We start from the raw sequence: 15,810 nt of genomic DNA on the forward strand, positions 1-15,810 counted from the left end.
GTTCGTCGAGAGTAGGACATCCGGGCCCTACCCAATCCATGCCGCCGCAGACGTGTCCGGTCACTAAACGTGTTCCACCTCACACCCCCGCCCCGGCGAACGATTTGGCGGCGCGGCCGGTCCCTCACGCAGGAGATCCCGACTTAATGGACATCTTAGCGAAACTTCTGCGGCATTTCCCCCGGACCGCGACTCCCGCGCGCCCCCACGTTCACACAGGGCAAACGGGGGCACTTCGGCTACCGCCGTTGACACCTCGACCCCCGAGTGGTGGGCTCACAAGCCCATGGCGGCCGCTCCGCCGAACCCGACCACGCGGAGCCGGCCCGCCGGCGAGGCTGCAGACCTACGGGACGAGGAGAGGCCGTGCGATTCCGTGGCGTCGGCGCCAGGAAACGGAACGGTGCCGGGTCCGGCGCCAAGGTGGCAGGCACCACTGCGCTGGCCGCCGCCGTCATAGGGGGACTGCTCGGCGGCGTACCGGCCGCCCAGGCCGCCCCCGACGAACCGTCCGTGGGCTCCCCTGACCAGGCCGCCGACGCGGGCGAACCGCCCGCCGTGTGGCCCCGCCCCCAGTCGCTGCGCAGCCTGGGCACCGCCGTGCCGCTGGGCACCGCCGCCACGCTCGTCACCGCCGACGGCACCGATCCGTACGCCGTCGAGGCGCTCCTGAAGCTGTTGCGGGGCGCGGGGGTGCGCACGGTCCACGAGGCGCGCCCCGGTGCGCCGGTCCCCGCCGACGGTCCGCTGATCCGCGTCGGCGGGCGGCAGGCGGCCGACGCGCTGCGGGCCCTGCACGCCCCGGCACGTGGCACGGACCTGCCGTCCGGCGGCTACCGGCTGGCCGTCGGCGAGGTCGCGGGCCGCCCCACCGTCGCCATGGAGGGCACCGGCCCGGACGGGGTCTTCCACGCCGTGCAGACCCTGCGGCAGCTCGTCACGGCGGGCCCGGACGGCGGCCGGCGGCTGGCCTCGGTCGCCGTGCGCGACTGGCCGGGCACCGCGGTCCGCGGCACCACCGAGGGCTTCTTCGGCGAGCCCTGGTCCCAGGCCGAGCGCCTCGCGCAGCTGGACTTCATGGGCCGTACGAAACAGAACCGCTACCTCTACGCGGCCGGCGACGACCCGTACCGCCAGGCCCGCTGGCGCGACCCGTACCCCGCCGCGCAGCGCGCCCACTTCCGCGAGCTGGCCGAGCGGGCCCGCGCCCGCCACGTCACCCTCGGCTGGGCCGTCTCGCCCGGCCACTCCCTGTGCATGTCCTCCGCGGAGGACGTACGGGCACTGCAGCGCAAGGTCGACGCCATGTGGGCGCTGGGCGTGCGCGCCTTCCAGCTCCAGTTCCAGGACGTCAGCTACAGCGAGTGGCACTGCGACGCCGACGAGGACGCCTTCGGCTCCGGCCCCGAGGCCGCGGCCCGCGCCCAGGCGCAGGTGGCGAACGCGCTCGCCGACCATCTCGCCGAGCGCCACCCCGGCTCGGAGCCGCTGTCCCTGATGCCCACGGAGTACTACCAGGACGGTGCGACGGCGTACCGCGAGGCGCTGGCGGACGCGCTCACGGACCGGGTGGACGTGGCCTGGACCGGCGTCGGCGTCGTGCCCCGCACCATCACGGGCCGCGAACTGGCAAGGACCCGCGACGCGTTCGGGCACCGCCTGATCACGATGGACAACTACCCGGTCAACGACTACGCGCAGGACCGGATCTTCCTCGGCCCCTACACCGGGCGCGAGCCCGCCGTCGCCACCGGCTCCGCCGCCCTCCTGGCCAACGCCATGGACCGGCCCACGGCCTCCCGCATCCCGCTCTTCACCGCCGCCGACTACGCCTGGAACCCCCGCGACTACCGCCCCCAGGAGTCCTGGCGCGCCGCCATCGACGACCTCGCCGCCGACCAGGCGGGCGGCGCCGAAGCCCCCGCCGGCGTCCCGGCCGCGCGGGCGGGCTCCACGGCCGCCGAGGACCGCCGGACCCGTGCCCGCGCCGCGCTGCACGCCCTCGCCGGCAACGACGCCTCCTCCGTCCTGCACACCGGCGAGTCGGGCTACCTGCGCCCGCTCATCGACCGCTTCTGGGCGACCCGCGCCGCCTCCATCAACGGCGGCGACCAGGCCGACGACGCGCAGTACATCAAGGCCGCCGCCGCGCTCCGCTCGGCGTTCCGCACCATGAGCGAGGTCCCCGACCACCTGACCGGCGGCCTCGCCGAGGAGGTGCGCCCCTGGTCCGAGCAGCTGGCCCGGTACGGGCGGGCCGGGATGCAGGCCGTCGACATGCTGCGCGCCCAGGCCCGCGGCGACGGGGCCGCCGCATGGCGGGCCCAGCGCGCGGCCGAGGGGCTGCGCAAGGACATCGGCGAGCACGCCGCGACGGTCGGCAAGGGCGTCCTCGGCCCCTTCCTCGACCGCGCCCTGCGCGAGTCCGACGCCTGGACCGGCGCCGCCTCCGACACCCCGGCGCCGCACGAGGCGGCCCACGCCACCTCCCTGACCGTGCCGTTCGCGCGCCCCCGCACGCTCTCCGCCGTGACCGCGCTCACCGATCCGTCCCGGGACGCGCGCGCCACGGTGGAGGCCCGCGTACCGGGCAAGGGCTGGCGGCGCCTCGGCCGGCTCGCCGCCTCCGGCTGGACCCAGGCGGCGGCGCACGGCCTGCGCGCCGACGCGATCCGGCTGCACTGGGCCGAGGACGACCCGGCCCCCTCGGTGAAGTCCCTCACCCCCTGGTTCGACGACACGGCACCGGCCGGCCTCGAACTCTCCCGGCGGGAGGTGGACGCCGACACCGGCGGCACGGTCTCCGTCGACGCGCTGGTCTTCTCCCGCCGCCCCGCCGACGTCCACGGCCGGCTCCGGGTCAAGGCCCCCAAGGGCTTCACCGTGCACGCCCCGGACCGGCTCACCGCGCCGCGCGGCGGCACCGCGACCGCCCGCCTGCGGATCTCCGTACCGAAGGACGCCCGCTCCGGCGCGTACGAGATCCCGGTCGCGTTCGGGGACGAGCACCGGACCCTGACCGTGCGCACGTTCCCGCCGGCGGGCGGGAAGGACCTGGCGCGCGGGGCCCGGGCGACCTCCTCCGGCGACGAGACGGCCGACTTCCCCGCCTCGGCGGCCACCGACGGCGACCCGAGGACCCGCTGGTCCTCCCCCGCCGAGGACGGCGCCTGGCTGCAGTTCGCGCTGGACCGCCCGGTCCGCCTCGGCCGGCTCGTCCTCCACTGGCAGGACGCCCACGCCGCGCGCTACCGCGTCCAGACCTCCCCCGACGGCCGCAACTGGCGCACGGCCACCACCGTCCGCGACAGCAAGGGCGGCCGCGAGAGCGTACGGATGGACGCGCCCGACGCGAAGTTCGTCCGCATCCAGGGCGACAAGCGGGCCACCCGCTTCGGCTACTCACTGTGGAGCGTGGAGGCGTATGCGGTCGCCGACGATGCGGTCTCCGACCGCGGGCAGCGGGACGACGATCGCCGCGGGGGCGGCGAGGGGCACCGGGACGATGGCCGTCGCCGGGACGATGGCGGGCGCGGGGACGATGGCGGGCGCGGGGACGGTGGCCGCCACGCGGACGAGCACGGCCGGCAGAGCGCTCGGGGGCGGCCGGACTCCCGTGGCCGGCCCGCGGAACACGCCCGGCCGCCGCGAGGGTGACCCGCCACCCGCCGCGGGGGTGACCCACCCGGTGGCCGGTGCGGCCACGTCGTAGCTGGTCGCGCAGTTCCCCGCGCCCCTTCAGGGGCGCGGGGCCCGCACGCGTTCCCGGGAACGCGAATGGCCCGGTTCTACGCGGAAACCGCGTCGATTCGGGCCATTGCGTCGTCCGCGCCGTACGGCTGCAGGTATGGCAGCCAGCGCGGATCCCTATGTCCCGTGCCGATGATCCGCCACGCGAGCCCGGACGGCGGCGCGGGCTGATGCCGCAGCCGCCACCCGATCTCGGCGACGTGCCGGTCGGCCTTGACATGGTTGCAGCGACGGCATGCGGCCACGACGTTCTCCCAGGTGTGCTGCCCACCGCGGCTGCGCGGGATCACGTGGTCGACGCTGGTTGCGACGCCACCGCAGTACGCGCACCGGCCGCCGTCACGGGCGAAGAGCGCACGGCGGGTCAGGGGAACAGGGCCACGAAAGGGCACACGCACGAACCGCTTGAGGCGTACCACGCTGGGAGCGGGGAGCGCACGGGTCGCACTGTGCATCAGGGCGCCGGAATCCTCAAGGCTGACGGCCTTGTCATTGAGTACGAGGATGAGCGCGCGGCGGAGCGGTACGACGCCGAGCGGCTCGTACGACGCGTTGAGGACCAGGACATGCGGCACGGGTGCCTCCTTGTACGCCGGCGGCGCGTGGCTCGCGCCGGGACGATCTCCCCACAGTGTCCCCCGGTGCCTGGTCGGAGCGCCACCATGACCAGGTAACGGGTCGGAGGTGTTTTCGACCACACTCCTTTATTGCCCAACAAATGGGCTCGCTCTACTCGAACAACGGCGCGGACTGCCCGCGTTGCCCCGTTAGTGTGGTTGGTCTGCCCGATGTGCGGTTACGTGCCGCCCGGGTCTGCTGTCCCGTACGGAAGGTCCTTGCTGTGTTCTGGTCCGCCACCCCGGTCGCCGCTGCGGCACCGGACCCGTCCTCCATATCCGAGGCCACGGAGAAGGCCACCGACGCCGCCGGCTGGGTGCAGGAGAACTGGCAGAGCTGGCTCGACGCCGGCCTGCGCATCATCCTGATCGTGGTCATCGCGGTGGTCCTGCGGTCGCTGGTGCGCCGCGCGATCACCAAGCTGATAGCGCGCATGAACCGCAACGCCGGGGCGTCGCGCAACAGCGCACTCGGCGGCTTCCTCGTGAACGCCGAGCGCCGCCGGCAGCGCTCCGAGGCCATCGGCTCGGTGCTCCGCAGCGTCGCTTCCTTCGTGATCCTCGGCACAGCCGCGCTCACCGTCCTCTCCGTCCTGCAGATCAATCTCGCGCCGCTGCTGGCCAGCGCCGGCGTGGCGGGCGTCGCGATCGGTTTCGGCGCGCGCAACCTCGTCACGGACTTCCTCTCCGGCGTGTTCATGATCCTGGAGGACCAGTACGGCGTCGGCGACACCATCGACGCGGGCGTCGCCTCCGGCGAAGTCATCGAGGTCGGACTGCGGGTCACGAAGCTGCGCGGCGCCGAGGGCGAGATCTGGTACGTACGCAACGGCGAGGTCAAGCGGATCGGCAACCTCAGCCAGGGCTGGGCCACCGCCACCGTCGACGTGCAGCTGCGCGCGACCGAGGACCTGGACCGGGTGCGCGAGATCCTCACCGAGGCGGGCGAGGCGATGGCCAAGTCCGAGCCGTGGAACGAGCGCCTGTGGGAGCCGGTCGAGGTGCTCGGCCTGAGCGAGGTCCTGCTCGACACGATGACGATCACCGTCGCCGCCAAGACGATGCCGGGCAAGTCCTTCGCGGTCGAACGCGAGCTGCGCTGGCGCATCAAGCGCGCACTGGACGAGGCCGGCATCCACATCGTCGGCAACGCGCCGCTACCGGCGGAGGACGAGGAGCCGGTCGACCCGTCGGCCTCCGTAGCCGCCCCCTCCGCCTTCGCCAACCCCCTCTCCCCCCAGTCGGTAGCCAGCAACCCGGTCACGCCCCCACCGAACCTGAACAAGTAGCAGGCCGCACGGCCTCGCACACGTCGGCCCGCCCCTCCCGATGTCCGGGAGGGGCGGGCCGACGCACATGCGTTACTCGGCAAGTTGCGCGACGAACGCCTGCCACGCCGTCGCGCCGAAGACCAGCACGGGACCCTCGGGCCGCTTGCTGTCCCGGACCGGAACGAGCCCGGGGAACCCGTCAGCGACCTCGACGCAATCCCCGCCTTGGCTGTTGCTGTAACTGGATTTGTGCCAGACGGCGGCGCTGATGAAGGACCGCCACGCCTCCGCGCCGAAGACCAACACGGGCCCGCCGGACCGCTTGCTGTCCCGCACCGGGACAATCCCCGGGAACCCGTCAGCGACCTCTACGCACTCGCCGCCCTGCGCGTTGCTGTAGCTGGACTTTCGCCAGACGGCGGCGCTGGCGTCAGTCATGGCGACCCGCCCCCAACCCGGCGACGAACGCCCGCCATGCATCGCCGGAGAACACGATCACCGGCCCCTCCGGCCGCTTGCTGTCCCGGACCGGAACGAGCCCGGGGAACCCGTCAGCGACCTCTACGCAATCCCCGCCTTGCGTGTTGCTGTGACTGGACTTGCGCCACTCGGCGGCGTTGAGACCGGCTCGGGATACGTACGTCACGGTAGGTGCCCTCCAGCGCGCTCCGAATCAGGCCGGCCGAAGCCGCGCACGGCAGGGCCTGCGCCTGTAGGTGCTCGAATGCTAGGGCGTATTCCTTGACCGTTGCAGCCCTCTCGACGAGTTCTCCGGAGTGCGAGCCCTCCAGATACGCCACCTCGGGCCCGCTCGTGAACGAGAGCACCGTGAGTGAACCGCCCAGCATCGGATGTGCGCCCTGCTCGAACGGCAGGATCTGCACGCTGACGTGGTCCAACCGGCCCAGTAGGTGCAGCAGGTACTCCAGTTGCTCACGCATGACCGCGAGTCCGCCCACGTGACGCCACAGGACAGCCTCGTCGAGAACGGCCCACAACGATGGCGGGCTCGGCTGCTGGAGTAGAGCCCGCCGAGCCGTTCTCGCCGCCACCATTTCTTCGAGCTTCTCGCCCACGCAAGGACGTGCAACGGTCAGCAAGGCCCTCGCGTAGGCATCGGTCTGCAGCAGACCCGGAACCGTGTGGGCGAGGTACTTGCGGATCCGGTCGGCCCGCGACTCGGCGTCCACATACCTCCGAGCCCACCCCGGGAACGGGGCCCGTCTTGCGTGTTGCCACAGGTCCGTGAGATCGCCGTCCGCGCCGAGGAGCCGGTCCAGCGCGGCGGAGACGTCCTCCGGTGGGGTTTCCTTGCCCAGTTCGAACTGGGCGATGCGGCTGTGCGCGATCGGTACCTTCGCGCCCAGTTCGCGCTGGGTCCAGCCCGCTTTCGTACGGAGCTTGCGCAGCTTCGTGCCGTACAGGGCCGGCAGGGACTCGGTCGGGTCGAGGTTTTTGGGACTGGGCATCGTGGCCCCCGTTTTCGTTCTGCGGTTCCGAAAACCGTCACTCCTAGTAATCGTATGGACGCTGCGCCACGCTCGCGGGTGGAAGTACCGACCCCTTTGCCCGAAAGAAGCACGCCGTCATGCGTCACGCCCTTGCCCGCGCCCTCGCGCCGCTCCTGCGCCTCGTCCTCCCGCCTGCGGGACGGCACCGACACCGGCCTCGGCGCCGCTACTGGCGCCAGTGCTGGTGCCAGTACCGGTGCCGGTGCGCCGTCCCCCTGCGCGGCGAGGGGAGCCGCCTTGTGCGGCCCTACGTGTACGGCGCGGAAGGCGTCCGGTGAGCGCCGCGCCGCCGTACCGGCGCGACGCCGTGGTGGGGCGCTGGCCGCGGAGTCCGCGGTCCGTGCCGCGCGCCCGCGCCGCGTTGCGGAAGGCTCTGGCCGAGTGGGGGCTGTCCGCGCTGGAGGACCGGGCGGCCCTCGTGCTCACCGAGTTGCTGACCAATGCGGTCCGGCACGCCCACGTACCGCGCGACCGCCACATCCAGACCCGCATCCGTCCGCTCCGCACCGTCGCGCCATCGGGTGCGCCCGGCGGCGTCCGTCTCGAGGTGCACGACGCGGCGTACGCGCAGCCGCGCCTCCGCGCGCCGGGTCCGGATGTCGAGTACGGGCGCGGCCTCGTGCTGGTGGCCGCGCTCGCCGAGCGGTGGGGCTGTCACGCGCGCCCCGGGCCCGGCAAGGTCGTCTGGGCGGAAGTCCTCGGATGAGTCGCGCAGAACCCATTGACGGCCCGTGAGTGGGGACTTACCTTCCTGGGAGTTGTTGATCGGAAAGTTTCCTAACAGATCAGTTGTGGCGGGGTGCGGGATGCGCGGAACGGACGGCACGGGCGGCGTACCAGGCACGCCGAGCGTGCTGCGGGCGATGAACGACCGGGCCGCGCTGGAACTGCTCGTGTCGCAGGGCCCGTTGACCCGTACCCGGATCGGCGAGCTGACCGGCCTGTCCAAGCCCACCGCCTCGCAGCTGCTGGGGCGACTGGAGGCGGCCGGGCTGGTGCGGACGACGGGGAACGTGACCGGGCGCCCCGGCCCCAGCGCGCAGCTGTACGAGGTGAATCCGGAGGCGGCGTACGTGGCCGCGCTCTCGGTGGATCCGGGTGGCGTGACGGCCGTGGTCGCCGACATCACCGGGCGGGTCGTGGGCGAGGAGCGGGCCGCGGCCGACGGACAGGACACCCGGCCCACCGATGGGCAGGGCTCCCGGCCCACCGATGGGGAGGGCTCCCGGCGCACCGATGGGCAGGACTGCCGGCCCACCGGTGGGCAGGACGCCGGGAGCGCGACCGCCCGGGTGGTCACCGCCGCCGTGGACGGGGCGCTGGCCAAGGCCGGGCTGGCCCGGGGCGACCTGCACCGTGTCGTCATCGGGACGCCCGGCGCGCTGGACCCGCGCACCGGCGAGCTGCGGTACGCCCCGCACCTGCCCGGCTGGCACTCGCGTGCGCTGCTCGGGGAGTTGGGGGACGCGCTGGGCGTGCCCGTCGTGGTGGAGAACGACGTGAACCTGGCCGCGCTGGCCGAGCAGTACGAGGGATCGGCGCAGGACCACGACGACTTCGTGCTGGTGTGGGTCGACGAGGGGGTCGGCGCGGCGATCGTCCTCGGGGGCACGCTGCTGCGCGGTGCCACCGGCGGCGCCGGCGAGATCGGGTACATGCCGCTGCCGGGCGCGCCGCTCGCGCGGGGCGGCCCGGACGCGGCGGCCGCGCCGGACGCGGGCGGCGGTTTCCAGAGTCTGGTGGGGCAGCCCGCCATCCTCACCATCGCCCGTGACCTGGGGCTGGACCCGGCCGATGCGGCCGATGCGCTAGCGGACCAGGGCGTCGTGGACGAGGTCGCACGGCGGCTCGCGACGGGGCTGGCGGCCGTGGTCGCCGTGGTCGATCCGGAGCTGGTGGTGTTGTCAGGGCTCGTCGCGCAGGCCGGCGGCGAGCGGCTGCGGGTAAGGGTCGAGGAGGAGCTGACCGGGCTCGTGCTCCCCCGACCGCAGCTGCGGATCAGTGACATCGAGGGCGACCCGATCCTGACGGGTGCCCTGCGGACGGCCCTCGTCCAGGCGCGGGACGTCGTCTTCGACACGGCCTGAGCAGTCGTCGTGCGCGGCGGCGCCGCGTGCCCCTCCTCCCCCGAGTCCGCCGAGTCGCCTCCCTTGAGAAGGGTCCTGTCATGTTCTCACCAAAAAGAGCCGGGGGCGGCATCGCGGCGGCCCTCGCCCTTCTCCTGGCCGCCGGCTGCGCCAACCCCGGCGTCGGCAGCGACCGGGACGATCCGACGAAGCCGGTCACGCTGCGGTTCTGGCACGGCTGGTCGGCGACGGGCGAGGTGAAGGCGATCGATGATTCGATCCGCCGCTTCGAGGAGCTGCACCCCAACATCCATGTCAAGGCGATCGGGAACGTCTCCGACGAGACGACCAATCAGGCGCTGCGGGCCGGCGGCGAGGACGCACCCGACGTGGTGTCCTCCTTCACCACCAACAACGTGGGGCAGTACTGCGACTCGGGGATGTGGACGGATCTGGATCCGTTCATGCAGAAGACCGGACTGGACAAGCACAAGGTGTTCCCGAAAACGCTGCTGGAATACAGCAGTTACGAGGGGAAGCAGTGTGCGCTGCCACTGCTCGCCGACGCGTACGGGATGTACTACAACAAGGACGCGTTCGAGGAGGCCGGTATCGCTCGGCCGCCCCGCACCATGTCGGAGTTGGTGCGGGACGCGAAGAAGTTGACGAAGCGGAAGGCCGACGGCGGGTACGAACGGGTCGGGTTCATGCCCAACTTCCGGATGTACCAGAACAGTCCGGACCGACTGCTCGCACAGTGGGGGCCCACGTATTTCGACGGCAAGGGCAAATCCCGGCTGGCGGCGGAGAAGACGGTTCCCGAGTTCTTCCGGACCACCGACGCCCTCATGAAAGCCCAGGGCGGTTATGCCCCGCTGGAGAAGTTCCGGACGACGTTCGGGGACGAGATGTCCTCGCAGAACGCCTTTCTGACCGGGAAGCTCGCCATGCACATGGACGGCGAGTGGCGCGGGCTGATGCTGGACGAGGCGAAGGCGAAGTTCCGGTGGGGCACGGCGCCGCTGCCGGTGCCGGACGACCGGCCGGAGACGTACGGGCGCGGCTTCCTGACCGGCACGGTCGTGGGGATCGCGCACAGCAGTCGGCACCAGAACGCGGCCTGGGAACTGGTGAAATTCCTGACCGCCGACACCAAGCAGGTGGTGCGGTTCGCCAATGCCATTCACAACGTGCCGTCGACGAATGCCGCGCTGAAGTCGCCGGGGCTGGACGCGGACCGTTCCTTCCGCACCTTCCTCGACATCGCGCGCAATCCCTACAGCACGGCGCTGCCACCCTCCACCAACGGCGGGAGTTACCTCGTCTCGCTGCGGGACTTCGCCTACAACGTGGAGGCGGGGAAAGTGCCCGACCTGCGGGCCGGGCTGCGCGCGCTCGATGCCCAGATAGACGCCGACACCCTCCAGTCCAAGAGCTGAGGACGACTGCCATGGCTCTCTCCGTCGCGCCCGAACTGCGGCGCAAGCACCGCCGTAACCGGCTCCGTACGCTCGGTTTCCTCTCGCCGTGGCTGGTCGGCTTCTCGGTCTTCTTCGCGTATCCGCTGCTCGCGACCGTCTATTTCTCCTTCATGCACTACAACCAGATCAAGGAGCCCACCTTCGTCGGGCTGCGGAACTGGACGTACGTGCTGACGCAGATGCCGCTTTTCGGGCCGGCGCTGTGGAACACGCTGTGGCTGGTCGTGGTGATGGTCGCGCTGCGGGTGGTCTTCGGGCTCGGCATCGGGCTGCTGGTCACGAAGGTCAAGAGCGGTGTCGGGCTCTTCCGTACCGCGTTCTACATCCCGTACCTGGCCCCGCCGGTCGCCGCGACCGTCGCCTTCGTCTTCCTCCTCAGTCCGGGCAGCGGGCCGGTCAACGAGATCCTGTCGGCGGTCGGGATCGACTCGCCGCCCACCTGGTTCAACGATCCGGCGTGGGCCAAGCCGTCGCTGGTGATGCTGTCCCTGTGGGGCATCGGCGACCTGATGGTCATCTTCATGGCCGCGCTGCTGGACGTGCCGAAGGAGCAGTACGAGGCGGCGGAGCTGGACGGGGCCGGCGCGTGGGCCCGGTTCCGGTACGTCACCTGGCCGTCGATCACCCCGATCGTGATGTTCGCGGTGGTGACCGGGGTCGTACAGACGATGCAGTACTACACCCAGGCGCTGGTCGCCGGGAAGCTCGCCTCCGGCATCTCGGTGGGCCCCGGCACCGTCATCCAGCCCGGCTACCCGGACCATTCCACGCTCACGGTGGGGCAGCTCGTGTACTCGCTGGGCTTCCAGAACTTCAACACCGGCGCCGCGTGCGTGCTCTCGCTCGTGCTCTTCGCGATCGCGATGGCCGTCACATCTTTGCTGATGCGTAAGCGCGCCGGACTGCTCACGGCGGAGGACTGACCGATGACCACTACGGCACCGAGAGCGGCGACGGACGTCCGTACCGGGAGCAGCGGCGGTCCGGCCGTCCGGGCGGTGCGGCGCAAGCGGGTGCTGCACTGGATCGCGCTGCACTCCCTCGCGCTCGCCGCCGCGCTCTTCTTCGTCCTGCCCTTCGTGTTCGTCTTCCTGACCTCGGTGATGAGCGACGGGCAGGCGATGAGCGGCGAGCTGTGGCCCCGCGCGTGGCACTGGGAGAACTACGCGCAGGTCTTCCGCACCCCGGGGTTCCTGGACTGGTGGCGCAACTCGCTGCTGTACGCGGTGCTGGGCACGGTCTTCACGGTGTGCTCGTCCGTCCCGGTCGCGTACGCGCTGGCCAAGTTCCGCTTCCGGGGGCGGCGCACCGCGATGCTGCTGGTGATCTCCACGATGATGCTGCCTCCGCAGGTCATCGTGGTCCCGATGTACCTGGTGTGGGCCCAACAGCTCCACCTGACCGGCTCGCTGTGGCCGCTGATCATCCCGATGGCCTTCGGGGACGCGTACTCCATCTTCCTGCTGCGCCAGTTCCTGCTGACCATCCCCCAGGAATACCTGGAGTCGGCGCGGGTGGACGGCTGCGGGGAGCTGCGGACGCTGCTGCGGATCGTGGTGCCGATGGCGAAGCCCGGCATTGCGGCCGTCGCCCTCTTCCAGTTCTTCTACTGCTGGAACGACTACTTCGGGCCGCAGATCTACACCGCGCAGAACCCGGGCGCCTGGACGCTGTCCTACGGGCTGGAGACGTTCAAGAGCGCCCACATGGTCAACTGGAACCTCACCATGGCGGCGACGCTGCTGGTCATGGCTCCGGTGATCGTCGTTTTCTTCTTCGCACAGAAGGCCTTCGTCGAAGGCGTCACTCTCACAGGGGTCAAGGGCTGAAGCACGTATGACAGGTATCAAGCTTGCAGTGGTCGGCGGCGGGTCGACCTACACCCCCGAACTCATCGACGGTTTCGCGCGGTTGCGGGACGTGCTGCCGGTGGCCGAGCTGGTCCTGATCGATCCGGCCGCCGACCGGCTGGAGCTGGTGGGCGGGCTGGCCCGGCGCATCTTCGCCCGGCAGGGGCACCCGGGCCGGATCAGCTGGACCGGGGACCTGGACGCCGGGGTGGACGGCGCCGACGCCGTCCTGCTCCAACTGCGGATCGGCGGGCAGGCGGCCCGCAACCAGGACGAGACCTGGCCGCTGGAGTGCGGCTGCGTGGGCCAGGAGACCACCGGCGCGGGCGGGCTCGCCAAGGCGCTGCGCACGGTGCCGGTGGTGCTGGACATCGCCGAGCGGGTGCGCCACCGCAACCCGGACGCCTGGATCGTGGACTTCACCAACCCGGTCGGCATCGTCACGCGGGCGCTGCTCACCGCGGGGCACAAGGCCGTCGGGCTGTGCAACGTGGCGATCGGCTTCCAGCGGAAGTTCGCCCGGCTGCTGGACGTGGCGCCGGACGACATCCAGCTCGAACACGTCGGGCTGAACCACCTGACCTGGGAGCGGGCCGTGCGCGTCGGCGGCGAGGACGTGCTGCCGAAGCTGCTCGCCGAGCACGGCGACGCGCTCGCGGCCGACCTGCACATGCCGCGCACGCTGGTCGAGCGCCTCGGCGTGGTCCCCTCGTACTACCTGCGCTACTACTACCAGCACGACGAGGTCGTCCGGGAGCTGCGCACCAAGCCGTCGCGGGCCGCCGAGGTCGCGGCGATGGAGAAGGAACTGCTGCGGATGTACGGCGACCCGGCGCTGGACGAGAAGCCGGAGCTGCTGGGCAAGCGGGGCGGCGCCTTCTACTCGGAGGCGGCCGTCGCGCTCACCTCCTCGCTGCTGCGGGACACCGGCGACGTGCAGGTGGTGAACGCGCTGAACAACGGCACGCTGCCGTTCCTGCCGGACGACGCGGTGATCGAGGTGCCGGCCACGGTGGGCGCCCGGGGCGCGGTGCCGGTGCCCGTACGCCCGCTGGAGCCGCTGTACGCCGGGCTCATCGCGAACGTCACCGCCTACGAACACCTCGCGCTGGAGGCGGCTTTGAAGGGCGGCCGGGACCGGGTCTTCGAGGCGCTGCTCGCCCACCCCCTCATCGGTCAGATCGCGTACGCGGACCGGCTGACCGACGAGCTGCTCGCACACAACCGGGAGCACCTGGCGTGGGCCTGACCGGGAACGGGGCCGACCGGCCCGCGGCCCTGGCGGTCGACGCCGGGAACAGCAAGACCGACGTGGCGGTGGTCGGCGCGGACGGCAGCGTACTGAGCGCCGTGCGCGGCGGCGGCTTCCAGCCCCCGGTGGTGGGCGCCGCGCGGGCGGTGGCCGGGCTCGCGTCGCTCGTCGACGCGGCGCTGGCGCAGGCGGGCACCTCCCGGGTCGGGCACCTGTCCGCGTGCCTGGCCAACGCCGACCTGCCGGTGGAGGAGGAGCGGCTGACCGAGCTGCTGACGGCGCGCGGCCGGTCGGACACCGTGACCGTCGCCAACGACACCTTCGCGCTGCTGCGGGCCGGGCTGCCGGACGAGGGGCCGCACACCGGCGTCGCCGTGGTCTGCGGCGCCGGCATCAACTGCTCCGGGCTCGGCCCCGGCGGCCGTACCGCGCGCTTCCCGGCCATCGGGCGGATCTCCGGGGACTGGGGCGGCGGCGGGCACCTCGCCGAGGAGGCGCTGTGGTGGGCGGCGCGCGCCGACGACGGCCGGGGCGCGCCCAGCGCCCTCGCGGACCGGCTGCCCGGCCACTTCGGGCTGGCGTCGATGCCGCAGCTCATCGAGGCGCTGCACCTGCGGGAGGTGGCGGCCGAGCGGCGCCATGAGCTGGTGCCGGTGCTGTTCGCGGTGGCCGCCGAAGGGGACGCGGTGGCGCGGGCGATCGTCACGCGCCAGGCCGAGGAGATCGTCGTCATGGCCACGGTCGCGCTGCGCCGCCTGGACCTGCTGGACGAGCCGGTCCCGGTGGTGCTGGGCGGCGGCGTGCTGGCCGCCCGGCACCCGGTCCTGCACGAGGCGGTGGTCACGCTGCTGGCCGAGCGCGCCCCGAAGGCGGTGCCGCAGGTGGTCACCGCTCCCCCGGTGCTGGGCGCCGCACTGCTGGCGCTGGACACGACAGGCGCGGCGCCGAACGCGTACGACCGACTGCGCAGGCACTACGCGCCGGGCGGGCGGTAGCCGCCGGCCGTCCGGCGGCGGCTAGTCGTCCAGCGGCAGCGCGAGGTCCCGTACGTGCCCGGCGAGCAGCTCGACCGCGGCGTCCACCGCGGCTCCCTGGTCCTGCGCCCGGATCGCCTCGACGAGGAGGTGGTGCGGGTCGGTGGGGGCCGCCGTGGCGGTGTCCAGGCAGGCGGCGCGGCGCAGTTCCGCGCGCAGCGCCGTACTCAGCGAGCGGTAGATGTCGGCGAGGACGGGGTTGGCGCTCGCCTCGGCGACCAGGACGTGGAAGTCGGCGTCGGCGGCGGTGAACGCCTCGTCCTCGTGGGCCGCGAGCGCTTCCCGACGGCGGGCCAGCGCGGCCTCGATGGCGGCGAGCTGGGCGTCCGTGCGGTGCCGCGCCGCCTGCCGCGCGGCGATCACGTCCAGGCCCTGCCGGACCTGGGTGACATGGGTCAGCTCGGCCCGCTCCAGGCGGCGGCGGAGCGCCACCGCGCTGTCGTCGTCGGAGATCACGAACGTGCCGTCGCCCTGCCGGGTCTCCAGCAGCCCGGCGTGCACCAGGGCGCGGATCGCCTCCCGTACGGAGGCCCGGCTCACCTGGAGCGTCTCGGACAGGGCACTTTCGGGCGGAATACGGCTGCCCACCGGCCAGACCCCTTTCAGGATCTGCTCCCGGATCTCGTCGGTCGCCGTCTCCACCAGCGACACCCTGCGCACCGTCCGCACGACACCCTCCCCTTCCGCCGGTTCGTCCCCCGGCGTCCGCCGCCCGCGGTTCACAGGTCACCTGACGTCAGGCAACTCTAGTCAGACCGGGCGCCGGCGGCTGCCCCTGGCGGGAACCGAACACCGTGCGAATGCGTCCAGAGGGGCACAAGGGGAGGCGTCGGGACCCGGGTGCGCAGTGCCGGGCGACCGGACCCGAACGAGATCGCGATCCGAACAAGATCGTGGCAATACCGGTGTGGTGACCGGTCCCTGCGGCCATACTGCTGGCCGTGCACCCCTGTCCACGAAGAGGTCCGCGAGGTGCAC

Annotated in this window: 14 protein-coding genes; 9 read left to right on the plus strand and 5 right to left on the minus strand. The window is 72.4% G+C overall.

What is annotated here, in order from left to right; all coding sequences use genetic code 11:
* Positions 1–423: 423 nt before the first annotated feature.
* The gene (locus tag IF20_RS21655; RefSeq protein ID WP_110944445.1) at positions 424–3,657 is read left to right on the plus strand and encodes a beta-N-acetylglucosaminidase domain-containing protein; all 3,234 of its coding nucleotides are present in this window, start codon (positions 424–426) and stop codon (positions 3,655–3,657) included.
* 131 nt (positions 3,658–3,788) lie between these two features.
* Here the strand turns inward: IF20_RS21655 and IF20_RS21660 are convergent, their stop codons facing one another.
* Positions 3,789–4,325, minus strand: coding sequence for an HNH endonuclease (locus tag IF20_RS21660; RefSeq protein ID WP_052866926.1), 537 nt, complete (start codon positions 4,323–4,325; stop codon positions 3,789–3,791).
* 266 nt (positions 4,326–4,591) lie between these two features.
* On the opposite strand from IF20_RS21660, the gene IF20_RS21665 reads away from it, so the two are divergent.
* Positions 4,592–5,656, plus strand: coding sequence for a mechanosensitive ion channel family protein (locus IF20_RS21665; RefSeq protein ID WP_052866927.1), 1,065 nt, complete (start codon positions 4,592–4,594; stop codon positions 5,654–5,656).
* 72 nt (positions 5,657–5,728) lie between these two features.
* Here IF20_RS21665 and IF20_RS21670 read toward each other — a convergent pair whose 3' ends face one another.
* From IF20_RS21670 to IF20_RS21675, 3 genes are read right to left on the minus strand one after another with little or no spacing between them, the layout of a single operon-like run.
* The gene (locus IF20_RS21670) at positions 5,729–6,076 is read right to left on the minus strand and encodes a DUF397 domain-containing protein (RefSeq protein WP_052867146.1); all 348 of its coding nucleotides are present in this window, start codon (positions 6,074–6,076) and stop codon (positions 5,729–5,731) included.
* Positions 6,069–6,284 carry a DUF397 domain-containing protein gene (locus tag IF20_RS38035; protein ID WP_110944410.1) on the minus strand — a complete coding sequence of 72 codons (216 nt, stop codon included), beginning with the start codon at positions 6,282–6,284 and terminating at the stop codon, positions 6,069–6,071. Before IF20_RS38035 ends, IF20_RS21670 begins: the two co-directional genes overlap by 8 nt.
* Positions 6,190–7,107, minus strand: a complete 918-nt coding sequence (locus tag IF20_RS21675; protein WP_052866928.1) for a helix-turn-helix domain-containing protein — start codon at positions 7,105–7,107, stop codon at positions 6,190–6,192. The genes IF20_RS38035 and IF20_RS21675 overlap by 95 nt, the downstream gene beginning before the upstream one ends.
* A 316-nt stretch (positions 7,108–7,423) precedes the next feature.
* Here IF20_RS21675 and IF20_RS21680 point away from each other — a divergent pair, with 316 nt between their 5' ends.
* The 7 genes from IF20_RS21680 to IF20_RS21710 all read left to right on the plus strand — a co-directional run bounded on the left by IF20_RS21680 (position 7,424) and on the right by IF20_RS21710 (position 14,793).
* Positions 7,424–7,855 (plus strand): ATP-binding protein, encoded by a 432-nt coding sequence (locus IF20_RS21680; protein ID WP_052866929.1) that lies wholly within the window; start codon positions 7,424–7,426, stop codon positions 7,853–7,855.
* Between the two features lie 100 nt (positions 7,856–7,955).
* On the plus strand, positions 7,956–9,236 hold the full coding sequence (locus tag IF20_RS21685) for an ROK family transcriptional regulator (protein ID WP_052866930.1): 1,281 nt from the start codon (positions 7,956–7,958) through the stop codon (positions 9,234–9,236).
* Positions 9,237–9,316: 80 nt separating this feature from the next.
* Entirely contained in the window at positions 9,317–10,654 is a 1,338-nt protein-coding gene (locus tag IF20_RS21690) for an ABC transporter substrate-binding protein (protein ID WP_052866931.1), read from the plus strand.
* 11 nt (positions 10,655–10,665) lie between these two features.
* Complete coding sequence (locus IF20_RS21695) at positions 10,666–11,619, plus strand: carbohydrate ABC transporter permease (RefSeq protein WP_052866932.1); 954 nt, start codon at positions 10,666–10,668, stop codon at positions 11,617–11,619.
* A 3-nt stretch (positions 11,620–11,622) separates the two neighbouring features.
* Positions 11,623–12,525, plus strand: a complete 903-nt coding sequence (locus IF20_RS21700; RefSeq protein ID WP_052866933.1) for a carbohydrate ABC transporter permease — start codon at positions 11,623–11,625, stop codon at positions 12,523–12,525.
* Positions 12,526–12,541: 16 nt separating this feature from the next.
* Entirely contained in the window at positions 12,542–13,795 is a 1,254-nt protein-coding gene (locus tag IF20_RS21705) for a 6-phospho-beta-glucosidase (RefSeq protein WP_052867147.1), read from the plus strand.
* Positions 13,786–14,793, plus strand: coding sequence for an N-acetylglucosamine kinase (locus IF20_RS21710; RefSeq protein WP_052866934.1), 1,008 nt, complete (start codon positions 13,786–13,788; stop codon positions 14,791–14,793). The genes IF20_RS21705 and IF20_RS21710 overlap by 10 nt, the downstream gene beginning before the upstream one ends.
* Positions 14,794–14,814: 21 nt before the next feature.
* On the opposite strand, the gene IF20_RS21715 is transcribed toward IF20_RS21710, so the two are convergent.
* Positions 14,815–15,501: a FadR/GntR family transcriptional regulator gene (locus IF20_RS21715; protein ID WP_052866935.1), complete on the minus strand. Its 687-nt coding sequence runs from the start codon at positions 15,499–15,501 to the stop codon at positions 14,815–14,817.
* Between the last annotated feature and the right edge of the window lie 309 nt (positions 15,502–15,810).

The organism is Streptomyces niger (genome assembly GCF_000718305.1).
Lineage (GTDB): Bacteria > Actinomycetota > Actinomycetes > Streptomycetales > Streptomycetaceae > Streptomyces > Streptomyces niger.